The sequence below is a fragment of the Candidatus Pristimantibacillus lignocellulolyticus genome, from assembly GCA_023639215.1.
In the GTDB taxonomy this organism is placed as follows: domain Bacteria; phylum Bacillota; class Bacilli; order Paenibacillales; family Paenibacillaceae; genus Pristimantibacillus; species Pristimantibacillus lignocellulolyticus.
Window position 1 is genome coordinate 1,100,662 of the sequence record CP097899.1, and the last position, 16,839, is coordinate 1,117,500.

A 16,839-nucleotide genomic window follows, 5' to 3' on the forward strand; every position below is an offset into this window, starting at 1 on the left:
CTACTTTTTTTCGACAAAGTTTTAAACTAGCGCATTTTATTCGTTGTTTGCTTACCTTCACGTGATTTTAGCTCACTCATAATATCATCCCAAGATAGCCCGCGCTCGCGCATTAACACTGATAAATGGAAGATAAGATCGGTAGCTTCAGAACGTAATTCATCATTATCATCTTTTTTCGTTGCGATAATAACTTCAGCACTCTCTTCGCCAATTTTCTTCAAGATTTTGTCGACGCCTTTGTCGAATAAATATGTCGTATATGATCCTGCTGGACGTTCTGCATGACGCTTTGCAATAGTTTGCTCAAGTTCACTAAGCATACTGAAGCGGTCTTGCTCGCCGATTGCAACTTGCGCACTCATCTGTGCAAGTTCAATCTCATTCGTAAAGCAACTATAGCTACCAGTGTGACATGCAGGACCTGATTGAATAACCTTTACAAGTAGAGTGTCTCCATCACAATCATAAGACATACTTACTATACGTTGCTTATGTCCACTAGTTGCGCCTTTATTCCATAACTCATTTCTAGAACGGCTCCAAAACCAAGTGTAGCCTGATTCTTGAGATAATGTTAATGATTGTTCATTCATATAAGCAAGCATTAGCACTTCTTTACTTTGAGCATCTTGGACAACCGTAGGTACTAACCCGTTACTATCCCATTTAATATCATTAAGACTCATCGTACCTCTACCCCTTTTGTACGCAGATCATCTTTCACTTCAGCTATCGTCATTTCCTTGTAGTGGAATATTGTTGCTGCTAGTCCAGCATCTGCATTTGCTTCTTTGAACACTTCAGCAAAATGTTCAACTTTACCCGCTCCACCTGATGCAATAACAGGAATACCAACAGTTGCTGCAACAGCCTTAGTTAACCCAATATCGAATCCATCTTTCGTACCGTCTGCATCCATACTCGTTAACAGTATTTCACCTGCGCCAAGTTCTTCCACTTTGCGGGCCCATTCTACTGCATGAATGCCAGTCGGCTTGCGTCCACCATGTGTGTAGACTTCCCAGTCTTGCCATTCTTCATTATAGCGAGCGTCGATTGCAACAACGATACATTGCGCCCCAAAACGACGTGAACCTTCAGTAATAAGTTCAGGTGTAAGGACTGCCGCAGTATTGATTCCGATTTTATCGGCTCCTGCGCGCAGTATACGTGTCATATCATCAACGCTAGATATACCACCACCAACTGTAAATGGAATCGTAATTTCTCCTGCTGTGCGGCGAACAACTTCTATCATCGTAGCTCTGCCTTCTACTGAAGCGGAAATATCAAGAAATACTAACTCGTCAGCACCCTCTTGATCGTATGTTGCAGCTAGTTCAACAGGATCTCCAGCATCACGCAAATTAACAAAATTAATGCCTTTTACAACACGACCATCCTTTACGTCCAGACAAGGAATGATTCTTTTAGCAAGCATCGTTACCCCTCCTAAAAACTTTTGTGTACTTCTCAAAATACTCCTTGCAATGAAAAGTTGCATCGGAAGCATGGACCTTACTTTATGTGGAGTTAATATTCTACTTATAATCGAGGTTCAAAAAGTGGGATTTCAGAATCGAGAAGATGGAGCTAATTTTAGGAAGGAGGAAACGTAAATGTCCGTTATTGGTACATGCGTACCGGACTTCCAAAATTCGCTTCATATTCGATGTCGAATCCACTACGAAGCCAGTCATCGTTATCAAAGCCCTCTTTTTGAACTTCCTGTTAATGTTAGAAAATTTTGTAGTAATTGCATACCTAGCTCACCACTTTTTTCTGGATGAAATTGCATACCGTACACATTGTTTTTCCCTACTATTGCGGTTACTGGTCCGTAGTAATCTCCTGTTGCTAGCAAATTTTCTTTATTCTTCGGCAAAGCATGATAGGAATGAACAAAATATACATGCCCTTCTGTTAGATCAGTAAATAATGGAGACTCTTGAAGGAATTGAAGCTTATTCCATCCCATATGTGGAATTTTGAAATCTCCCTTAAAGCGAATGACCTCACCTTCTAGTAAGCCAAGTCCTTTATGGATTCCATATTCCTCACTCTGTTCAAATAACAATTGCATACCTAGACATATTCCTAGCAAAGGTTTGCCTGTAGCAGCAAACTGCTTCGTTACATCATCTAGTCCGGACTCACTTAAATGTTGCATCGCATCGCCATAAGCACCGACGCCTGGTAATATAACAGCATCTGCAGCAAATATCATCTCTGCATCTCCAGTTACTACCGCTTCATAACCTAATCGTTCAACTGCCTTACTTACAGAGTGTAAATTACCCATTCCATAATCAATAATTACGATCATAAAAAAGTCCCACTTTCTATATAGGTAGAGCGTGTTCGCTCCATATTTGACTCAGACTAAACTCCGTTAGCATATTCATAGTGAACACAAGCATTGAAACAAAACCCAGCAACGTGTACCGTAAGTGTACACCAGCGGTCAAATGCTCGAAACTTCAAATCAAAGTTCAAAAAGTGGGCGTTCAGAACCGAGTAGATGGAGTCAATTTTAAGAAGGAGGAAACGTAAATGTACGTACTTGGTACATGCGTACCGGACTTCTAAAATTCACTTCATATTCGATGTCGACTAAGCTACGTTAGCATTCTCAGCGTTATCAACGTCCGCTGTTTGAAACCCACCGCTTTTACAATGAAGGTTCAAAACATTCGCTTGTCAGCACCAAGAAGATGACCCACAGCGGAAACGAGTAGCACAGCGTACGTTTTGTGTACGTGAGCACACGCAGGCTTTCGATGAGGGACATATTCGCCGCCGACTACGCTACAGCGCGTTACATCGTGATCACGAGCGGATGTTTTGAACCTACCTCTACTAAAGGACGCCTTTTGTGGATGGTACGCCTTGAACCCTCGGATCAATACTAGTCGCCTCGTCTAGCGCTCTACCTAACGCTTTGAATACAGCTTCAATCATATGATGCGTATTGGAACCGTAGTGCACGATAACATGCAATGTAATACGTGATTCCAATGCGAATTTCCATAGAAACTCATGAACAAGATCGGTTGCAAAACTTCCAACGTGTGAAGCTGGATATTGGGCACGATATTCAAAATGCGGACGATTACTAATATCTACAATAACTTGAGCTAGAGCTTCGTCCATCGGAACAAAGACACTTGCACAACGTTTAATACCTGATTTATCTCCAAGTGCTTGAAGCAATGCTTGACCAAGTACAATTCCGATATCTTCAACAGTATGATGATCATCGATTTCAATATCGCCTTTTGCATCAACATTCAAATTGAAATGACCATGCTTAGTAAATGCATCGAGCATATGGTTTAAGAACGGAACATCTGTTTGAATCGTTGATTCGCCTTGACCATCCACATTAAATGCTAATTTAATATCTGTTTCTTTCGTTTTGCGAACAATAGACGCTTCGCGATTAGATTGATTTGCCATTTATATTCAACTTCTTTCTATTTGTTTTCTCTAATTAGGATTAATAGTCCAATCCAAGTTAAGCTAGCTTATAAACGCGTTTCACACGCATCTACAAGCTAGCAAATATGTTATAGTCTTTCTTTATTCAAACGCATTTCTATCGCGCGAGCATGTCCTTCTAGCCCTTCGTGACGAGCAAGAGTCATAATTTTGTCTCCATTGCTCATTAACGCCTGCTTACTATAGTAGATTAAGCTTGATTTCTTCAAGAAGTCATCTACATTAACAGGAGATGAGAAACGCGCAGTTCCATTCGTTGGGATAATATGATTCGGACCAGCAAAGTAATCTCCAACCGGTTCAGAACTATATGGTCCAAGGAAAATTGCTCCAGCGTTTTCAATATAAGCTAACAAACTCATCGGATCTTCAGTAATAATTTCAAGATGCTCAGGGGCAAGTTGATTCACTACTTTAATTCCTTCTTCAATGCTTTCGGTTAGTAATACAGCTCCATATTGATCAATAGAAGCTCGAGCTATTTCATGACGTGGTAATGTCTCAAGTTGGCGATCAACTTCTTCAATAACAGCTTCTGCAAGTTTAACAGATGACGTAACTAGAATAGCTGAAGCCATTTCATCATGTTCAGCCTGTGAAAGTAGGTCTGCAGCAATATATTCTGCATCAGCCGTATCATCAGCTAATACAACAATCTCACTAGGACCAGCAATACTATCAATATCAACAACGCCATATACAGCACGTTTAGCCAAAGCAACATATATATTACCTGGGCCACATATTTTATCGACAGGTGCAATACTTTCAGTACCATATGCCAATGCAGCGATAGCTTGAGCACCACCAACACGATATAATTCCTTTACACCCGCTTCTGCAGCTGCTACGAGAATATAAGGATCAATACCTTGCTTACCACCCGTCGATGGTGGAGTGACCATTACGATCTCAGGGACACCTGCTACTTGTGCTGGAATGACATTCATTAATACAGATGAAGGATATGCCGCTTTCCCACCAGGTACATATACCCCTACACGTTTCAATGGTCGCATAATTTGACCTAGCATCGTACCATCCGGTGAAAGATCCATCCAAGAATTACGTAGTTGTTTTTCATGGAATTTCCGGATATTGTGAGCCGCTTCACGAATTGCAATTAGAAAATCGTCTTCAACGTGAGCATATGCAGCTTGAATTTCTTCATCAGTAACTCTTAACTGATCTGCTGTAAGTTTCACTCGATCAAGTTGCTCAGTATATTGCAATAGCGCTTCATCACCATTAGCTTTAATATCAGCTACAATTTTCTCTGCAGCGGCATTTTGCTCCGGTGTGCCATATTCAACTTCTCGCTTTAAGCCAAATTGTTCAGGCTTTAGTAATCGCATACTCATAACATCACGCTTCCTTCCCACTCACAGTTAGTCTTATCAATATGTAAATACTCTAACTGTAATCATACTATATATAACATTTCCATCATACTGTTTGCATACTAAATGATAAGTTAAACTCTTGCGGCTAAAGTCTCTTGTAACAGATCACATAAGCTTTGAATCCGTTCATTTTTCATTCTGTAACTTACACGATTCGCAATCAATCTGCTCGTAATTTCGAAGATTTCTGTTTGCTCTACTAAACCATTTTCTTTTAACGTTTGACCTGTTTCTACCATATCAACGATGCGATCAGCAAGACCGATCATTGGCGCTAGTTCAATAGATCCATTTAGTTTAATTACTTCTACTTGTTGACCTAACTCACGGAAATACGCTGAAGCAACATTAGGATATTTCGTCGCTACTCTTGGGTGAATCTGTTGCTTCCAATCTGGCAGTGCTATAACACTCATACGACATCTAGCAATACCTAGATCAAGTAACTCGTATACATCTCTACTTTCTTCCATCAATACATCTTTCCCAACAATACCAATATCCGTTACGCCATATTCAACATAAGTCGGAACATCTACTGGTTTGGCCATAATGAATTCCATCTTTGCTTCAGGAAGTTCAATTATTAATTTACGAGTATCATCATATTCTGTTGGAATAGGTAATCCTGCATCGCGAAAAAGTTGTGATGCTTGTTTATATATACGACCTTTGGGCATTGCTACTCTTAGCACGTTTTCATTATTTCCGTTCATTACACTTTCTCTCCTTTACCTACGAATGTCTTCACCGTAGAATACGTTACCCCTTGGTATGACGTATCGCCACCTGACGCTAATTGTGCAGGTATCTCAGCTACTTTACTTGTAATAACATGATTTCCTGCTTCCCTTAAAACTTGCGCCTGTTGTAGAGCTTCGAAGCGACCTTGCTCATCATATATAATTAATGTTTTTTGTAGTTGTTCATCTTGATCATTCCCTAACAATTCCAACACTCTAGTTGTTTTCAAGGCGAAACCAGTTGCAGGGGCAGGTCTACCGAATTGTGATAACAAATTATCATATCGTCCACCGCTTACTACTGGGAAACCTAAGTCTGCTGCATAACCTTCAAAAGTCATACCTGTATAATATGAGAAATCACCAATCATTGTAAGATCAATTAAGACATGCTCACAAACTCCGTATGCTTCAAGCACTGACCAAATCTCACATAGATGCTGAATTGCTTCTCGCGCTGTATTGTTATTACTTACGGTAAGAGCATGTTCACATATTTCTTCTCCACCACGTAATCGTAGAAGGTCAGAAAGTTCTTTGCGAACTGAATCTGACAATTGCAACTGATTAAGCAGCGCTTTGTAAGCCACATAATCTCTATTCAATAACTTTTCCTTCAACGAGGCTTGATCCTCTAAACGATCTTTCAAGGCCTCTTCAAGCATGCCGTTCAAAAATCCAACATGACCAATCGCAATTTTGAATCTGTCCACTCCTGCTGCTTTCAACGAAGCAATGGCAAGTGCTACAACTTCCGCATCAGCCTCTGGCGAAGAGTCTCCTACAAGCTCTAGACCAGTCTGGAAAAATTCAGCTTCACGACCCGCTTCTTCTTCAATCGTACGGAATATATTAGAATGATATGATAGACGTAGCGGAAATGGCTTATCTTTCAATAAAGAAGAGACAACCCTTGCGATAGGTGCAGTCATATCAGAACGTAGCACAAGTGTCGTTCCTCGGTTATTCAGTAGCTTAAATAACTTTTCATCTGATGTTGAGCTAGCAACGCCAACAGTATCATAAAACTCCATCGTAGGCGTAATGATTTGTTCATAGCCCCATCCTTCCATACAATTAAGTACTTTATGTTCAACCGCACGTAGCTTTTTCACAACATTAGGTAAATAATCTTTCACACCAATCGGTTTTTCAAATACTTTAGGCTTAGACATATCCGTTCTCCTCAGTTCTTTATTATATTAAAGCGTTAATGTATTAGCATGCTAACAAAATAAAGGTTTTTGCTATTTTAGCATGCTAGATTATGTAAAGTCAAGTGGACACAAACATACCCTTATCGCGATATCTGTTGATCAGATATTAACAATAAGGGTATTGATATTACTCATTCCTATGTTCCGTTATAACGGTCATTGGATTACCACCAACAAAACTATTCGGCGCGACGTCTTTATGTACAAGCGAACCTGCAGCAACTACAGCGTTATCACCAATTGTAACTCCTGGTAGTATTGTGCAATTGGCACCAATCATAACATTAGCGCCAATATGTACTTCGCCAAGTCGGTACTCTTTAATAAGATATTCATGCGTTAATATCGTCGTATTATATCCAATGATGCTATTATTGCCAACTGTAATTTTTTCAGGAAAAAACACATCAACCATTACCATTAAAGCGAATGCCGTATGTTGACCCACCTTCATACCTAAAACGCTCCGATATATCCAATTTTTCATTGAAAGATTGGGACAGTAGCGTGCAATCTGAATGGCTATAAAGTTACGAATGGCTTTCCAATAACTAACTGTAGAATACACCTGCCACAGGGCATTAGGTCCTTCTATTGGATAACGAGTAATTTTCCGCAAATTAGTTAATCTCCAATCCTACAATCACATATAGATCACGCATATCATGAATGACGTATTTCGCACCCGCTTCTTTCAGCACTTGCTCACCCTTCATTGACCATGCAACAGCTACAGTATCAACGCCTGCATTAATTCCCGATAAAATATCAACTGTACTGTCACCTACCATCAGTGCTTTTTTCGGACCTACACCTAGTAGTGCTAATGCCTTTTGAACAGGCTCTGCATGAGGTTTAGCGTTGGCTACGTCATCAATCGTAATAACCGCATCCATATATTTCGCAATATCTACAAAAGCTAATCCGCGATCGGTAGTTAAACGCATTTTCGTCGTTACAACACCTATCTTTACACCATCAGTATGTAGACGTTCCAACACTTCAAGTACATAATCAAATGCTTTAACGTACTCATCATGTAACCTTAAATTAACTTCACGATAGGCATCAACAAGATGTGCTACGTCATCTAATCCAGAAAAACGCTTCATCTGATCTATTAACGGCGCACCCATTGAAGGAATAATGTGATCTCGATTAAAATCAGCATCAACATAACCATCTAGCGCTTCAATAAAAGATCTAATAATTAATTCATTCGTATCTAGTATAGTACCATCCAAATCGAATAGAACTGTATCGTATGCTCTCATATTATGTCATCCTTCAATCTTTTCATTATTGTTGATTACTCTCCGCCACCACTATCTCCACCTGATGTATCAGCATGACCACCTTCATCAGCATGTTGTTCCGCCTTAGAATCTGAACCTTGGTTATCTGATTTCTTTGGTGAATCCGATTTAGAATCTACGATAGTAGTTGTACTGTCAGTGTTGTTCTTAGATGATTTTTTTGGTGAATTCTTTGTATCTTTATCTACTACTTGCCCCCCCCCTACAGCAGCTACTGCCTTCGTAGAAATAAGCGGATCATTATAATAAGTGATTGTTTTAATGTTGAGACGACGTACAACAATGAAAGTAATCGCACCTAGAACTAGCAGTAAAGCTATTAATTGCGAACTACGAATATTACCGTAAGCTGGAGACAAATAACCTTGTTGGAATACAGCTTCCATCGGCGTCCATAATCCATTAATTAGGTTAGCTAGCCATGTTGGTCCCGTAAATCCAAGGCTATCTGTACGAAGTGCTTCAATAAAGAAACGACCAAGAGAATACCAACCAATATAAGTAGCGATTAATTCTCCTTCACGTAAGAAGCTACGACGACGAATTACGAATAATAGGAGCAAGCCTAACAAACTCCAAAGTGATTCATACAAAAATGTTGGATGAACAAAAGTGCTATCTTTTATTATGTACATCTGTTCAACAATAAAATTCGGAAGATGTAATGTATCTCTTAGAAATGATTCCTCTACAGGGCCACCATAAGCCTCTTGATTAACAAAGTTACCCCAGCGTCCTATCATTTGACCTACTAATAACCCGGGAGCACAAATATCAGCAATTCGCCAGAAACTATATCCTTTAGCTTTACTGAAGAAATATCCACATATAAGCGCGCCAGCTATTGCGCCATAAATCGCAATGCCGCCCTCCCATATTTTAAATACATCGCCAAGATTGTTTTTATAATGATCCCATTGAAATGCTACATAGTATATCCTTGCGGCAATAATCGCTGTTGGAGCTCCGATTAATAATAAATCCATAAAAAATTCAGACTTAATACCAAATCTTTTACCTTCTTGAATAGCTAATAGCAGACCTACTACTGCACCCAGTGCAAGAATAACACCATACCAACGAATGACTAATGGACCAATTTCCAACATGGTTGGATTAAGCACCAACTCCAATTAAATTCACCCTTTCAATTGTTATTACAGCTACACTATTACTAGTTTCTCAATCGTAATCATCCATATCATCTGCGATTGTCTCTGTTAATTTGTTCGTAAATTGTAATGCTGCATTATAACCCATTCGTTTCAAACGGAAATTCATTGCTGCCACTTCAATAATTACTGCAAGGTTACGTCCAGGTCTTACAGGAATCGTGACGAGCGGTACGTTTGTTTCAATAATTTGAGTTTTTTCTTCATCAAGACCTAAACGGTCATATTGTTTGTCTTGTTGCCAATTTTCAAGTCGAATAACTAATCCAATTCGTTTCTGCGTACGAACAGCACCTGCTCCGAACAACGTCATCACATTGATAATGCCTAGTCCACGAATTTCAAGTAAATGACGAATAAGTTCAGGTGCAGTACCTGTTAACTTGCCATCAGATGTTTGTCTAATTTCCACTGCATCATCAGCAATTAGACGATGTCCACGTTTCACTAACTCTAGAGCAGTTTCACTTTTACCAATCCCACTACCACCAGTAATTAGCATACCTATACCATACACATCAACAAGTACACCATGAATAGTAGCTGTTGGAGCTAGTTTATTTTCTAGAAAATCTGTAATGCGACTAGATAATATCGTAGTTGCAATATTACTACGCAATACAGGGATCTGTGTTTCATTCGAAAATTCAATAAGCTCATCTGGTGCTTCCAAACCACGAGAAATAAGGATACAAGGTGTTTCCTCCAAACAAATTTTACGCATACGTTCGCGTCTTTCTTCACTTGGAAGCATACTTATAAACGATATTTCAGTACGCCCTAATATTTGAATACGCTCAATTGGGTGATAGTGAAAATAACCTGCCATCTCTAAGCCAGGTCTATACAAATCATCTACGGTAATTAAGCGTTTTAATCCATCTTCCCCTGATAGAACTTCCAGTTGGAAATGTCTAACGAGTTCAGCTACCTTTACTTTCTTCGGCATACTTATTTCCTCCTCCAATAACTATCCATAAACCTTTGTACCTCATGTCTCAATGGTATAGCAAAAAGAGCCTAAACGCAATGTTAGGGCTCTTTTCGAAAAGGATATAATTACCTGCAATAAATAAAACCCCACCGCAATAGTTTGCAGTGAGGCCTTAGTAACAAATTAGTTTTCGAAAATGTTAAGTTCAGTTTCTTTATCAAAGATGTGAACTTTATTCATATCGATTGCAAGTTTAACTGTAGCGCCATCACGTAGTGTAGAACGACCATCTACACGAGCGATTACAGAGTCAGTGCCGATACCGTTAAGGTATAGGTACATTTCATGACCAAGGTTTTCAGCAACTTCGATGTTAGCTGAAACGATAGTTTTTGGTGAAGCTTCTAGGAATACTGGCTCTTCATGAAGATCTTCTGGACGAATACCTAGAACAACTTCTTTACCAATGAATCCTTTAGAACGAAGAACAGCTGCTTTACCTTCAGGAACAACTACATCTACGCCACTAGCTTTGAATTTAACTTCGCCACCTTGCTCTGCAATTGTACCAGGGATGAAGTTCATGGATGGAGATCCGATGAAACCAGCAACAAAGATATTAACTGGGTTGTTGTACAGTTCTTCAGGAGAAGCTGTTTGTTGAATGAAACCATCTTTCATTACAACGATACGGTCACCCATTGTCATTGCTTCGATTTGGTCATGCGTTACATAAATTGTTGTAGTCTCTAGACGTTTAGTCAATTTAGAGATTTCCGCACGCATTTGTCCACGAAGTTTTGCATCCAAGTTAGAAAGTGGCTCATCCATAAGGAATACTTGAGGCTCACGAACGATCGCACGACCAAGTGCAACACGTTGACGTTGACCACCAGAAAGAGCTTTTGGCTTACGATCTAACAAATGTACAATATCAAGAATAGTAGCTGCTTCACGAACACGTTTGTCGATATCAGCTTTTTTGAATTTACGTAGTTTCAAACCAAAAGCCATGTTTTGGTATACGTTCATATGTGGATACAATGCGTAGGATTGGAATACCATCGCAATGTCACGATCTTTTGGAGCTACATCGTTTACCAAACGGTCGCCGATGAATAGTTTACCTTCAGAGATTTCTTCAAGACCAGCGATCATACGAAGAGTTGTTGATTTACCGCAACCAGACGGACCAACTAGTACCAAGAATTCTTTGTCTTTAATATCAAGATTAACATCAGTTACGGAAGCTCTTTCAGTTCCTGGATACTTTTTATAAATTCCTTCTAAACGTACGCCTGCCATGTGTATTTCCCCCTAAAGTGAAATTTTCTTATGTCCTTATCTTATCCTAAGTGTAGTGTGTTGACTATGCACATACTTTACAAAAAACTTAATGTGTTTTCGTAACTTTGTACAATAGTAAAATTATCTTCACTAATACAGCATCTCGGAACAATCTAACATCAAGCCCCGTCTCCTGTTTCAACTTATCTAAACGATATAATAGCGTGTTTCGATGAATATATAATTTTTTTGCCGTTTCACTCACATTACAATCCAGATTGAAAAATGTCTCTAAAGTAGCTAACATTTCTGGCTCTACAAAAAGTTCAGCACGTTTTAATGATTGTTCTAAATACTTCTGACGATGAACTTCAGGTATTGCATGTAGAAGTACTTCTAATTGAAGTAGCCATGGCAAATGTATGTTGTTTCCTACATGAAACTTACGTCCGATATGAATACTCTCTCTTAACTGTCCTACAGTCTCAACCATTGATTTAGCGGGTACTATAGGATAAGTTATTGCAAGCTGACTTTCGCCAATCCATTCGCTAGCTAGCATATCATGTAGGCCATGAGCAATATTAGATAAACTATCCTCCATTGTCTCTTCGTTCATAAGATCTGAATCGAAAGAATCATCATCTCTAAGTAATGAAGTTGGTCCCCATATTAACCATTCATCATGCGGCAATGGAATAAGTAACACATCTTCAGATAGGAAGGAGCGAAGGAGCTTGTCTAATTCAGCATAACTACTATGGGATTGCATGGAACTATCAGCAATTAGTAGAATCGGAATCATCTCATGATAGAGAGAACTCGACATAATAAGATGCTCTGGTATATTTGATCTCGTTGCATGTACATCCATTTGACTTTGTAGCCATTCACCTAATTTTGTTGCTTGTTTCTCAATTTTCGTCATACCTGCATATTGGTTATCGAGTGTTACACTCGTTCTATTTAATAGTAGAATCGCAATAAGTTGCATTTCTGTTGCACTTAACGCTTTCTGCTGAAATTCAATCACTTCACAATAATCTGCGAACAAATCCATCACTAACCAACAATCATGTTTTCCTTCAATATACTGTCCCTTTTCTATAATAGCGTTCTCGTACGAAGGTCCCATAAATATAGCGATATCTTCCAAACTTCTATTGCTGCGCAGAACAGAACAATTCAATATTTGTTCTAATTGTTTCGTCATATCTATAACGCTCATACTTGACACTCTCCCATAGATGCAGTTTCCGTCATTGTACCATATTAATGGGTTTGGAATACAATTAACCTGTGTTCTTGTTTCTTGACCCTTATCGTTACTTCGTGATACGCTTGATAGCAGTTTATACACACATATATAAATACTTTTATTTGCATAGTCATTAGCTTTCTAAGCTATTTTGTGTAGTAGAAAGCATATTAATTAAGCAATAAAAAGTTTTAGGAGGATAATGTACAATTATGCATAAGGTTGTTATTTTATCAGGCAGTCCGAACGCTAGCTCACGCCTTATCGGTATGACTAATTATATTCGTCAATCATTATCAGATGCTGGGTTTCAAACCGCTGCAGTTAATGTAGTAGATTTACCCCCAGAAGATCTAGTCTATACACGTTTTAATAGCCCACATATTATCGCTGCTAATGAGCTAATCGAACAAGCAGATGCTGTAATTATTGCAAGTCCTGTATATAAAGCTTCTTTTACAGGTGTATTAAAAGCATATATCGACCTATTGCCGCAAAAAGGATTTGAGGGCAAGATTATTACTCCCGTCTTCATTGCTGGTTCCATGGCACATTTACTTTCTATTGATTATTCCTTGAAACCTGTACTAGCGTCTATGGGAGCACGCCAATATACAAAGAGTATTTTTGCTACTGATTCTTCAATTACTCGTGAGCAACTTGAATCTGGTGAGTATGTATTTACAATAGATGTAGATACACAATCTAGACTTTCAGAGGTTGTGCAAGAGTTAACTAACTATTTGCAGAAATAGTCTATACAAAAGGGTCGCTTTACAAGTATTTAGAAAACTACTTGTAAAGCGACCCTTGCTATTGCAGTATGAAATTACTTATTGTTATCTCTCTAATCACAATCTCATGTCAATTGATCAACTTTTTTAAAAATCAAAAAAAGAGAGGTTTCCCTCTCTGTTCGATTCATAACTGGTGAGCCATGAAGGACTCGAACCTTCGACACCCTGATTAAAAGTCAGGTGCTCTACCAACTGAGCTAATGGCTCCTATTAAAATAGAAGTTGTGGTGGAGGATGATGGATTCGAACCACCGAACTCGAAGAGAGCAGATTTACAGTCTGCCGTGTTTAGCCACTTCACTAATCCTCCACGGTTGAAAATATGGTGGCTCAGGACGGAATCGAACCGCCGACACAAGGATTTTCAGTCCTTTGCTCTACCGACTGAGCTACTGAGCCTAATAGAAGAAAAAATGGCGGAGCTGACGAGATTCGAACTCGCGGTCTCCTGCGTGACAGGCAGGCATGTTAGGCCTCTACACCACAGCTCCGTATTAGTAAAACTCTTCTATCCAGTAAAAATTGGTTGCGGGGACAGGACTTGAACCTGTGACCTTCGGGTTATGAGCCCGACGAGCTTCCAACTGCTCCACCCTGCGAAAATATGGTGGAGGATGACGGGATCGAACCGCCGACCCTCTGCTTGTAAGGCAGATGCTCTCCCAGCTGAGCTAATCCTCCATTTGTGGTAGCGGCGAAGGGGATCGAACCCCCGACCTCACGGGTATGAACCGTACGCTCTAGCCAGCTGAGCTACACCGCCACAATTAAGACTTGTCCATCTTACTGGATTGTGATGAACTTGTCAACTATAATTTTTGATAAAATCATAATTTAGTTACAAGGTTTTTGCACCTTGAAAACTGGATATGAAAGGTAAAACTCCAAAGTGATGCTTGTTTTAATGTACTTTTCTTGCTTGCGCTTGAAAAGATGGTTAGGATAAGCCCTCGACCGATTAGTATTCGTCAGCTACATGTATTGCTACACTTACACCCCGAACCTATCAACCTCGTCGTCTTCAAGGGGTCTTACTAATTGGGAAATCTCATCTTGAAGGGGGCTTCACGCTTAGATGCTTTCAGCGTTTATCCCGTCCGTACTTAGCTACCCAGCTATGCTTCTGGCGAAACAACTGGTACACCAGCGGTACGTCCATCCCGGTCCTCTCGTACTAAGGACAGCTCTTCTCAAATTTCCTGCGCCCGCGACAGATAGGGACCGAACTGTCTCACGACGTTCTGAACCCAGCTCGCGTACCGCTTTAATGGGCGAACAGCCCAACCCTTGGGACCTACTTCAGCCCCAGGATGCGATGAGCCGACATCGAGGTGCCAAACCTCCCCGTCGATGTGGACTCTTGGGGGAGATAAGCCTGTTATCCCCAGGGTAGCTTTTATCCGTTGAGCGATGGCCCTTCCATGCGGTACCACCGGATCACTAAGCCCGACTTTCGTCCCTGCTCGACTTGTAGGTCTCGCAGTCAAGCTCCCTTTTGCCTTTGCACTCTTCGAATGATTTCCAACCATTCTGAGGGAACCTTTGGGCGCCTCCGTTACTCTTTAGGAGGCGACCGCCCCAGTCAAACTGCCCACCTGACACGGTCCCTCTACCCGATTCAGGGTAGCAGGTTAGAACTCCGATACGATCAGGGTGGTATCCCAACGTCGCCTCCTCACAAGCTGGCGCTCATGACTCAAAGGCTCCCACCTATCCTGTACAGATCGTACCAAAGTTCAATATCAAGTTGCAGTAAAGCTCCATGGGGTCTTTCCGTCTTGTCGCGGGTAACCTGCATCTTCACAGGTATTAAAATTTCACCGGATCTCTCGTTGAGACAGCGCCCAATTCGTTACGCCATTCGTGCGGGTCAGAATTTACCTGACAAGGAATTTCGCTACCTTAGGACCGTTATAGTTACGGCCGCCGTTTACTGGGGCTTCGGTTCATAGCTTCGGGTTACCCCTAACCACTCCCCTTAACCTTCCAGCACCGGGCAGGCGTCAGCCCGTATACTTCGTCTTACGACTTCGCACAGACCTGTGTTTTTGCTAAACAGTCGATTGGGCCTTTTCACTGCGGCCCCCTCGGGCTATTAACCCTACCGGGGCACCCCTTCTCCCTAAGTTACGGGGTCATTTTGCCGAGTTCCTTAACGAGAGTTCTTCCGCGCGCCTTAGCATGCTCTGCTCGCCTACCTGTGTCGGTTTGCGGTACGGGCACCTATACCTAACTAGAGGCTTTTCTTGACAGCCGGAGCTCATGACCTTCGCTACTATAATTTTCGCTCCCCATCGCAGCCCAGCCTTATAGCCGACGGATTTTCCTATCGACAAGCCTCACTACTTAGACGGACTATTCCATCAGTCCGCGTCACTACCCTTCTGTGTCACCCCATTGCTCAAACGGTTTTCGGTGGTACAGGAATTTCAACCTGTTGTCCTTCCACTACGCCTTTCGGCCTCGCGTTAGGTCCCGACTTACCCTGAGAGGACGAGCCTTCCTCAGGAACCCTTAGGCTTACGGCGGACAAGATTCTCACTTGTCTTTTCGTTACTCATACCGGCATTCTCACTTGAATACTGTCCACCAGTCCTTACGGTCTGACTTCAACCTATATTCAACGCTCCCCTACCCAAGTACCATTAAGGTACATGCCATAGCTTCGGTGGTGTGTTTAGCCCCGTTACATTTTCGGCGCAGAGTCACTCGACCAGTGAGCTATTACGCACTCTTTAAATGGTGGCTGCTTCTAAGCCAACATCCTGGTTGTCTGTGCAACTCCACATCCTTTCCCACTTAACACACACTTGGGGACCTTAGCTGATGATCTGGGCTGTTTCCCTCTTGACAATGGATCTTAGCACTCACTGTCTGACTCCCGGATAACATGTCTGTGGCATTCGGAGTTTGACTAGACTTGGTAACCCTTGGCGGGCCCCGCACCCAATCAGTGCTCTACCTCCACGACACTCTAATCCGAGGCTAGCCCTAAAGCTATTTCGGGGAGAACCAGCTATCTCCGAGTTCGATTGGAATTTCTCCGCTACCCCCACCTCATCCCCGCACTTTTCAACGTGCGTGGGTTCGGGCCTCCAGTGCGTGTTACCGCACCTTCACCCTGGACAGGGGTAGATCACACGGTTTCGGGTCTACGACTACGTACTTATTCGCCCTATTCAGACTCGCTTTCGCTGCGGCTCCGTCT

General features: G+C 41.2%; 14 protein-coding genes, 7 tRNA genes and 1 rRNA gene (1 of these 22 only partly in view). 1 reads left to right on the top strand and 21 read right to left on the bottom strand.

What is annotated here, in order from left to right; genetic code table 11:
- Positions 1-26 precede the first annotated feature (26 nt).
- The 13 genes from hisIE to NAG76_04505 all read right to left on the bottom strand — a co-directional run bounded on the left by hisIE (position 27) and on the right by NAG76_04505 (position 12,804).
- Positions 27-689 (bottom strand): bifunctional phosphoribosyl-AMP cyclohydrolase/phosphoribosyl-ATP diphosphatase HisIE, encoded by a 663-nt coding sequence (gene hisIE, locus NAG76_04445; protein URN95512.1) that lies wholly within the window; start codon positions 687-689, stop codon positions 27-29.
- Entirely contained in the window at positions 686-1,444 is a 759-nt protein-coding gene (gene hisF, locus NAG76_04450; protein URN95513.1) for an imidazole glycerol phosphate synthase subunit HisF, read from the bottom strand. Before hisF ends, hisIE begins: the two co-directional genes overlap by 4 nt.
- 264 nt (positions 1,445-1,708) lie before the next feature.
- On the bottom strand, positions 1,709-2,329 hold the full coding sequence (hisH, locus tag NAG76_04455) for an imidazole glycerol phosphate synthase subunit HisH (GenBank protein ID URN95514.1): 621 nt from the start codon (positions 2,327-2,329) through the stop codon (positions 1,709-1,711).
- A 533-nt stretch (positions 2,330-2,862) separates the two neighbouring features.
- Positions 2,863-3,462 (bottom strand): imidazoleglycerol-phosphate dehydratase HisB, encoded by a 600-nt coding sequence (gene hisB, locus NAG76_04460; protein URN95515.1) that lies wholly within the window; start codon positions 3,460-3,462, stop codon positions 2,863-2,865.
- Between the two features lie 110 nt (positions 3,463-3,572).
- Positions 3,573-4,859, bottom strand: a complete 1,287-nt coding sequence (hisD, locus tag NAG76_04465) for a histidinol dehydrogenase (GenBank protein ID URN96764.1) — start codon at positions 4,857-4,859, stop codon at positions 3,573-3,575.
- A gap of 119 nt (positions 4,860-4,978) precedes the next feature.
- Positions 4,979-5,623, bottom strand: coding sequence for an ATP phosphoribosyltransferase (hisG, locus tag NAG76_04470; protein ID URN95516.1), 645 nt, complete (start codon positions 5,621-5,623; stop codon positions 4,979-4,981).
- Positions 5,623-6,825: an ATP phosphoribosyltransferase regulatory subunit gene (locus NAG76_04475; GenBank protein ID URN95517.1), complete on the bottom strand. Its 1,203-nt coding sequence runs from the start codon at positions 6,823-6,825 to the stop codon at positions 5,623-5,625. Before NAG76_04475 ends, hisG begins: the two co-directional genes overlap by 1 nt.
- 169 nt (positions 6,826-6,994) lie before the next feature.
- Positions 6,995-7,486: an acyltransferase gene (locus NAG76_04480; GenBank protein URN95518.1), complete on the bottom strand. Its 492-nt coding sequence runs from the start codon at positions 7,484-7,486 to the stop codon at positions 6,995-6,997.
- Position 7,487: 1 nt separating this feature from the next.
- Positions 7,488-8,141: a pyrophosphatase PpaX gene (gene ppaX, locus NAG76_04485; GenBank protein URN95519.1), complete on the bottom strand. Its 654-nt coding sequence runs from the start codon at positions 8,139-8,141 to the stop codon at positions 7,488-7,490.
- A gap of 35 nt (positions 8,142-8,176) precedes the next feature.
- Positions 8,177-9,292: a prolipoprotein diacylglyceryl transferase gene (gene lgt, locus NAG76_04490; protein ID URN96765.1), complete on the bottom strand. Its 1,116-nt coding sequence runs from the start codon at positions 9,290-9,292 to the stop codon at positions 8,177-8,179.
- A 73-nt stretch (positions 9,293-9,365) separates the two neighbouring features.
- Positions 9,366-10,304: an HPr(Ser) kinase/phosphatase gene (gene hprK, locus NAG76_04495; GenBank protein ID URN95520.1), complete on the bottom strand. Its 939-nt coding sequence runs from the start codon at positions 10,302-10,304 to the stop codon at positions 9,366-9,368.
- A 168-nt stretch (positions 10,305-10,472) separates the two neighbouring features.
- Positions 10,473-11,594: a sn-glycerol-3-phosphate ABC transporter ATP-binding protein UgpC gene (gene ugpC / locus NAG76_04500; GenBank protein URN95521.1), complete on the bottom strand. Its 1,122-nt coding sequence runs from the start codon at positions 11,592-11,594 to the stop codon at positions 10,473-10,475.
- 88 nt (positions 11,595-11,682) lie between these two features.
- The gene (locus NAG76_04505) at positions 11,683-12,804 is read right to left on the bottom strand and encodes a helix-turn-helix domain-containing protein (GenBank protein ID URN95522.1); all 1,122 of its coding nucleotides are present in this window, start codon (positions 12,802-12,804) and stop codon (positions 11,683-11,685) included.
- 242 nt (positions 12,805-13,046) lie between these two features.
- Here NAG76_04505 and ssuE point away from each other — a divergent pair, with 242 nt between their 5' ends.
- A complete protein-coding gene (gene ssuE / locus NAG76_04510) occupies positions 13,047-13,589 on the top strand; it encodes an NADPH-dependent FMN reductase (GenBank protein URN95523.1) in 543 nt (180 codons plus the stop codon).
- Between the two features lie 173 nt (positions 13,590-13,762).
- Here the strand turns inward: ssuE and NAG76_04515 are convergent.
- The 8 genes from NAG76_04515 to NAG76_04550 all read right to left on the bottom strand — a co-directional run.
- A tRNA-Lys gene (locus NAG76_04515) sits at positions 13,763-13,838 on the bottom strand.
- An 18-nt stretch (positions 13,839-13,856) separates the two neighbouring features.
- A tRNA-Tyr gene (locus NAG76_04520) sits at positions 13,857-13,941 on the bottom strand.
- Between the two features lie 13 nt (positions 13,942-13,954).
- A tRNA-Phe gene (locus NAG76_04525) sits at positions 13,955-14,030 on the bottom strand.
- Positions 14,031-14,045: 15 nt separating this feature from the next.
- Positions 14,046-14,122 (bottom strand) — tRNA-Asp (locus NAG76_04530).
- Positions 14,123-14,154: 32 nt separating this feature from the next.
- Positions 14,155-14,230, bottom strand: a tRNA-Met gene (locus NAG76_04535).
- Between the two features lie 6 nt (positions 14,231-14,236).
- Positions 14,237-14,312: transfer RNA gene (locus NAG76_04540), tRNA-Val, on the bottom strand.
- Positions 14,313-14,317: 5 nt separating this feature from the next.
- Positions 14,318-14,394 (bottom strand) — tRNA-Met (locus NAG76_04545).
- Positions 14,395-14,569: 175 nt separating this feature from the next.
- A 23S ribosomal RNA gene (locus NAG76_04550) occupies positions 14,570-16,839 on the bottom strand (it continues 662 nt past the right edge of the window).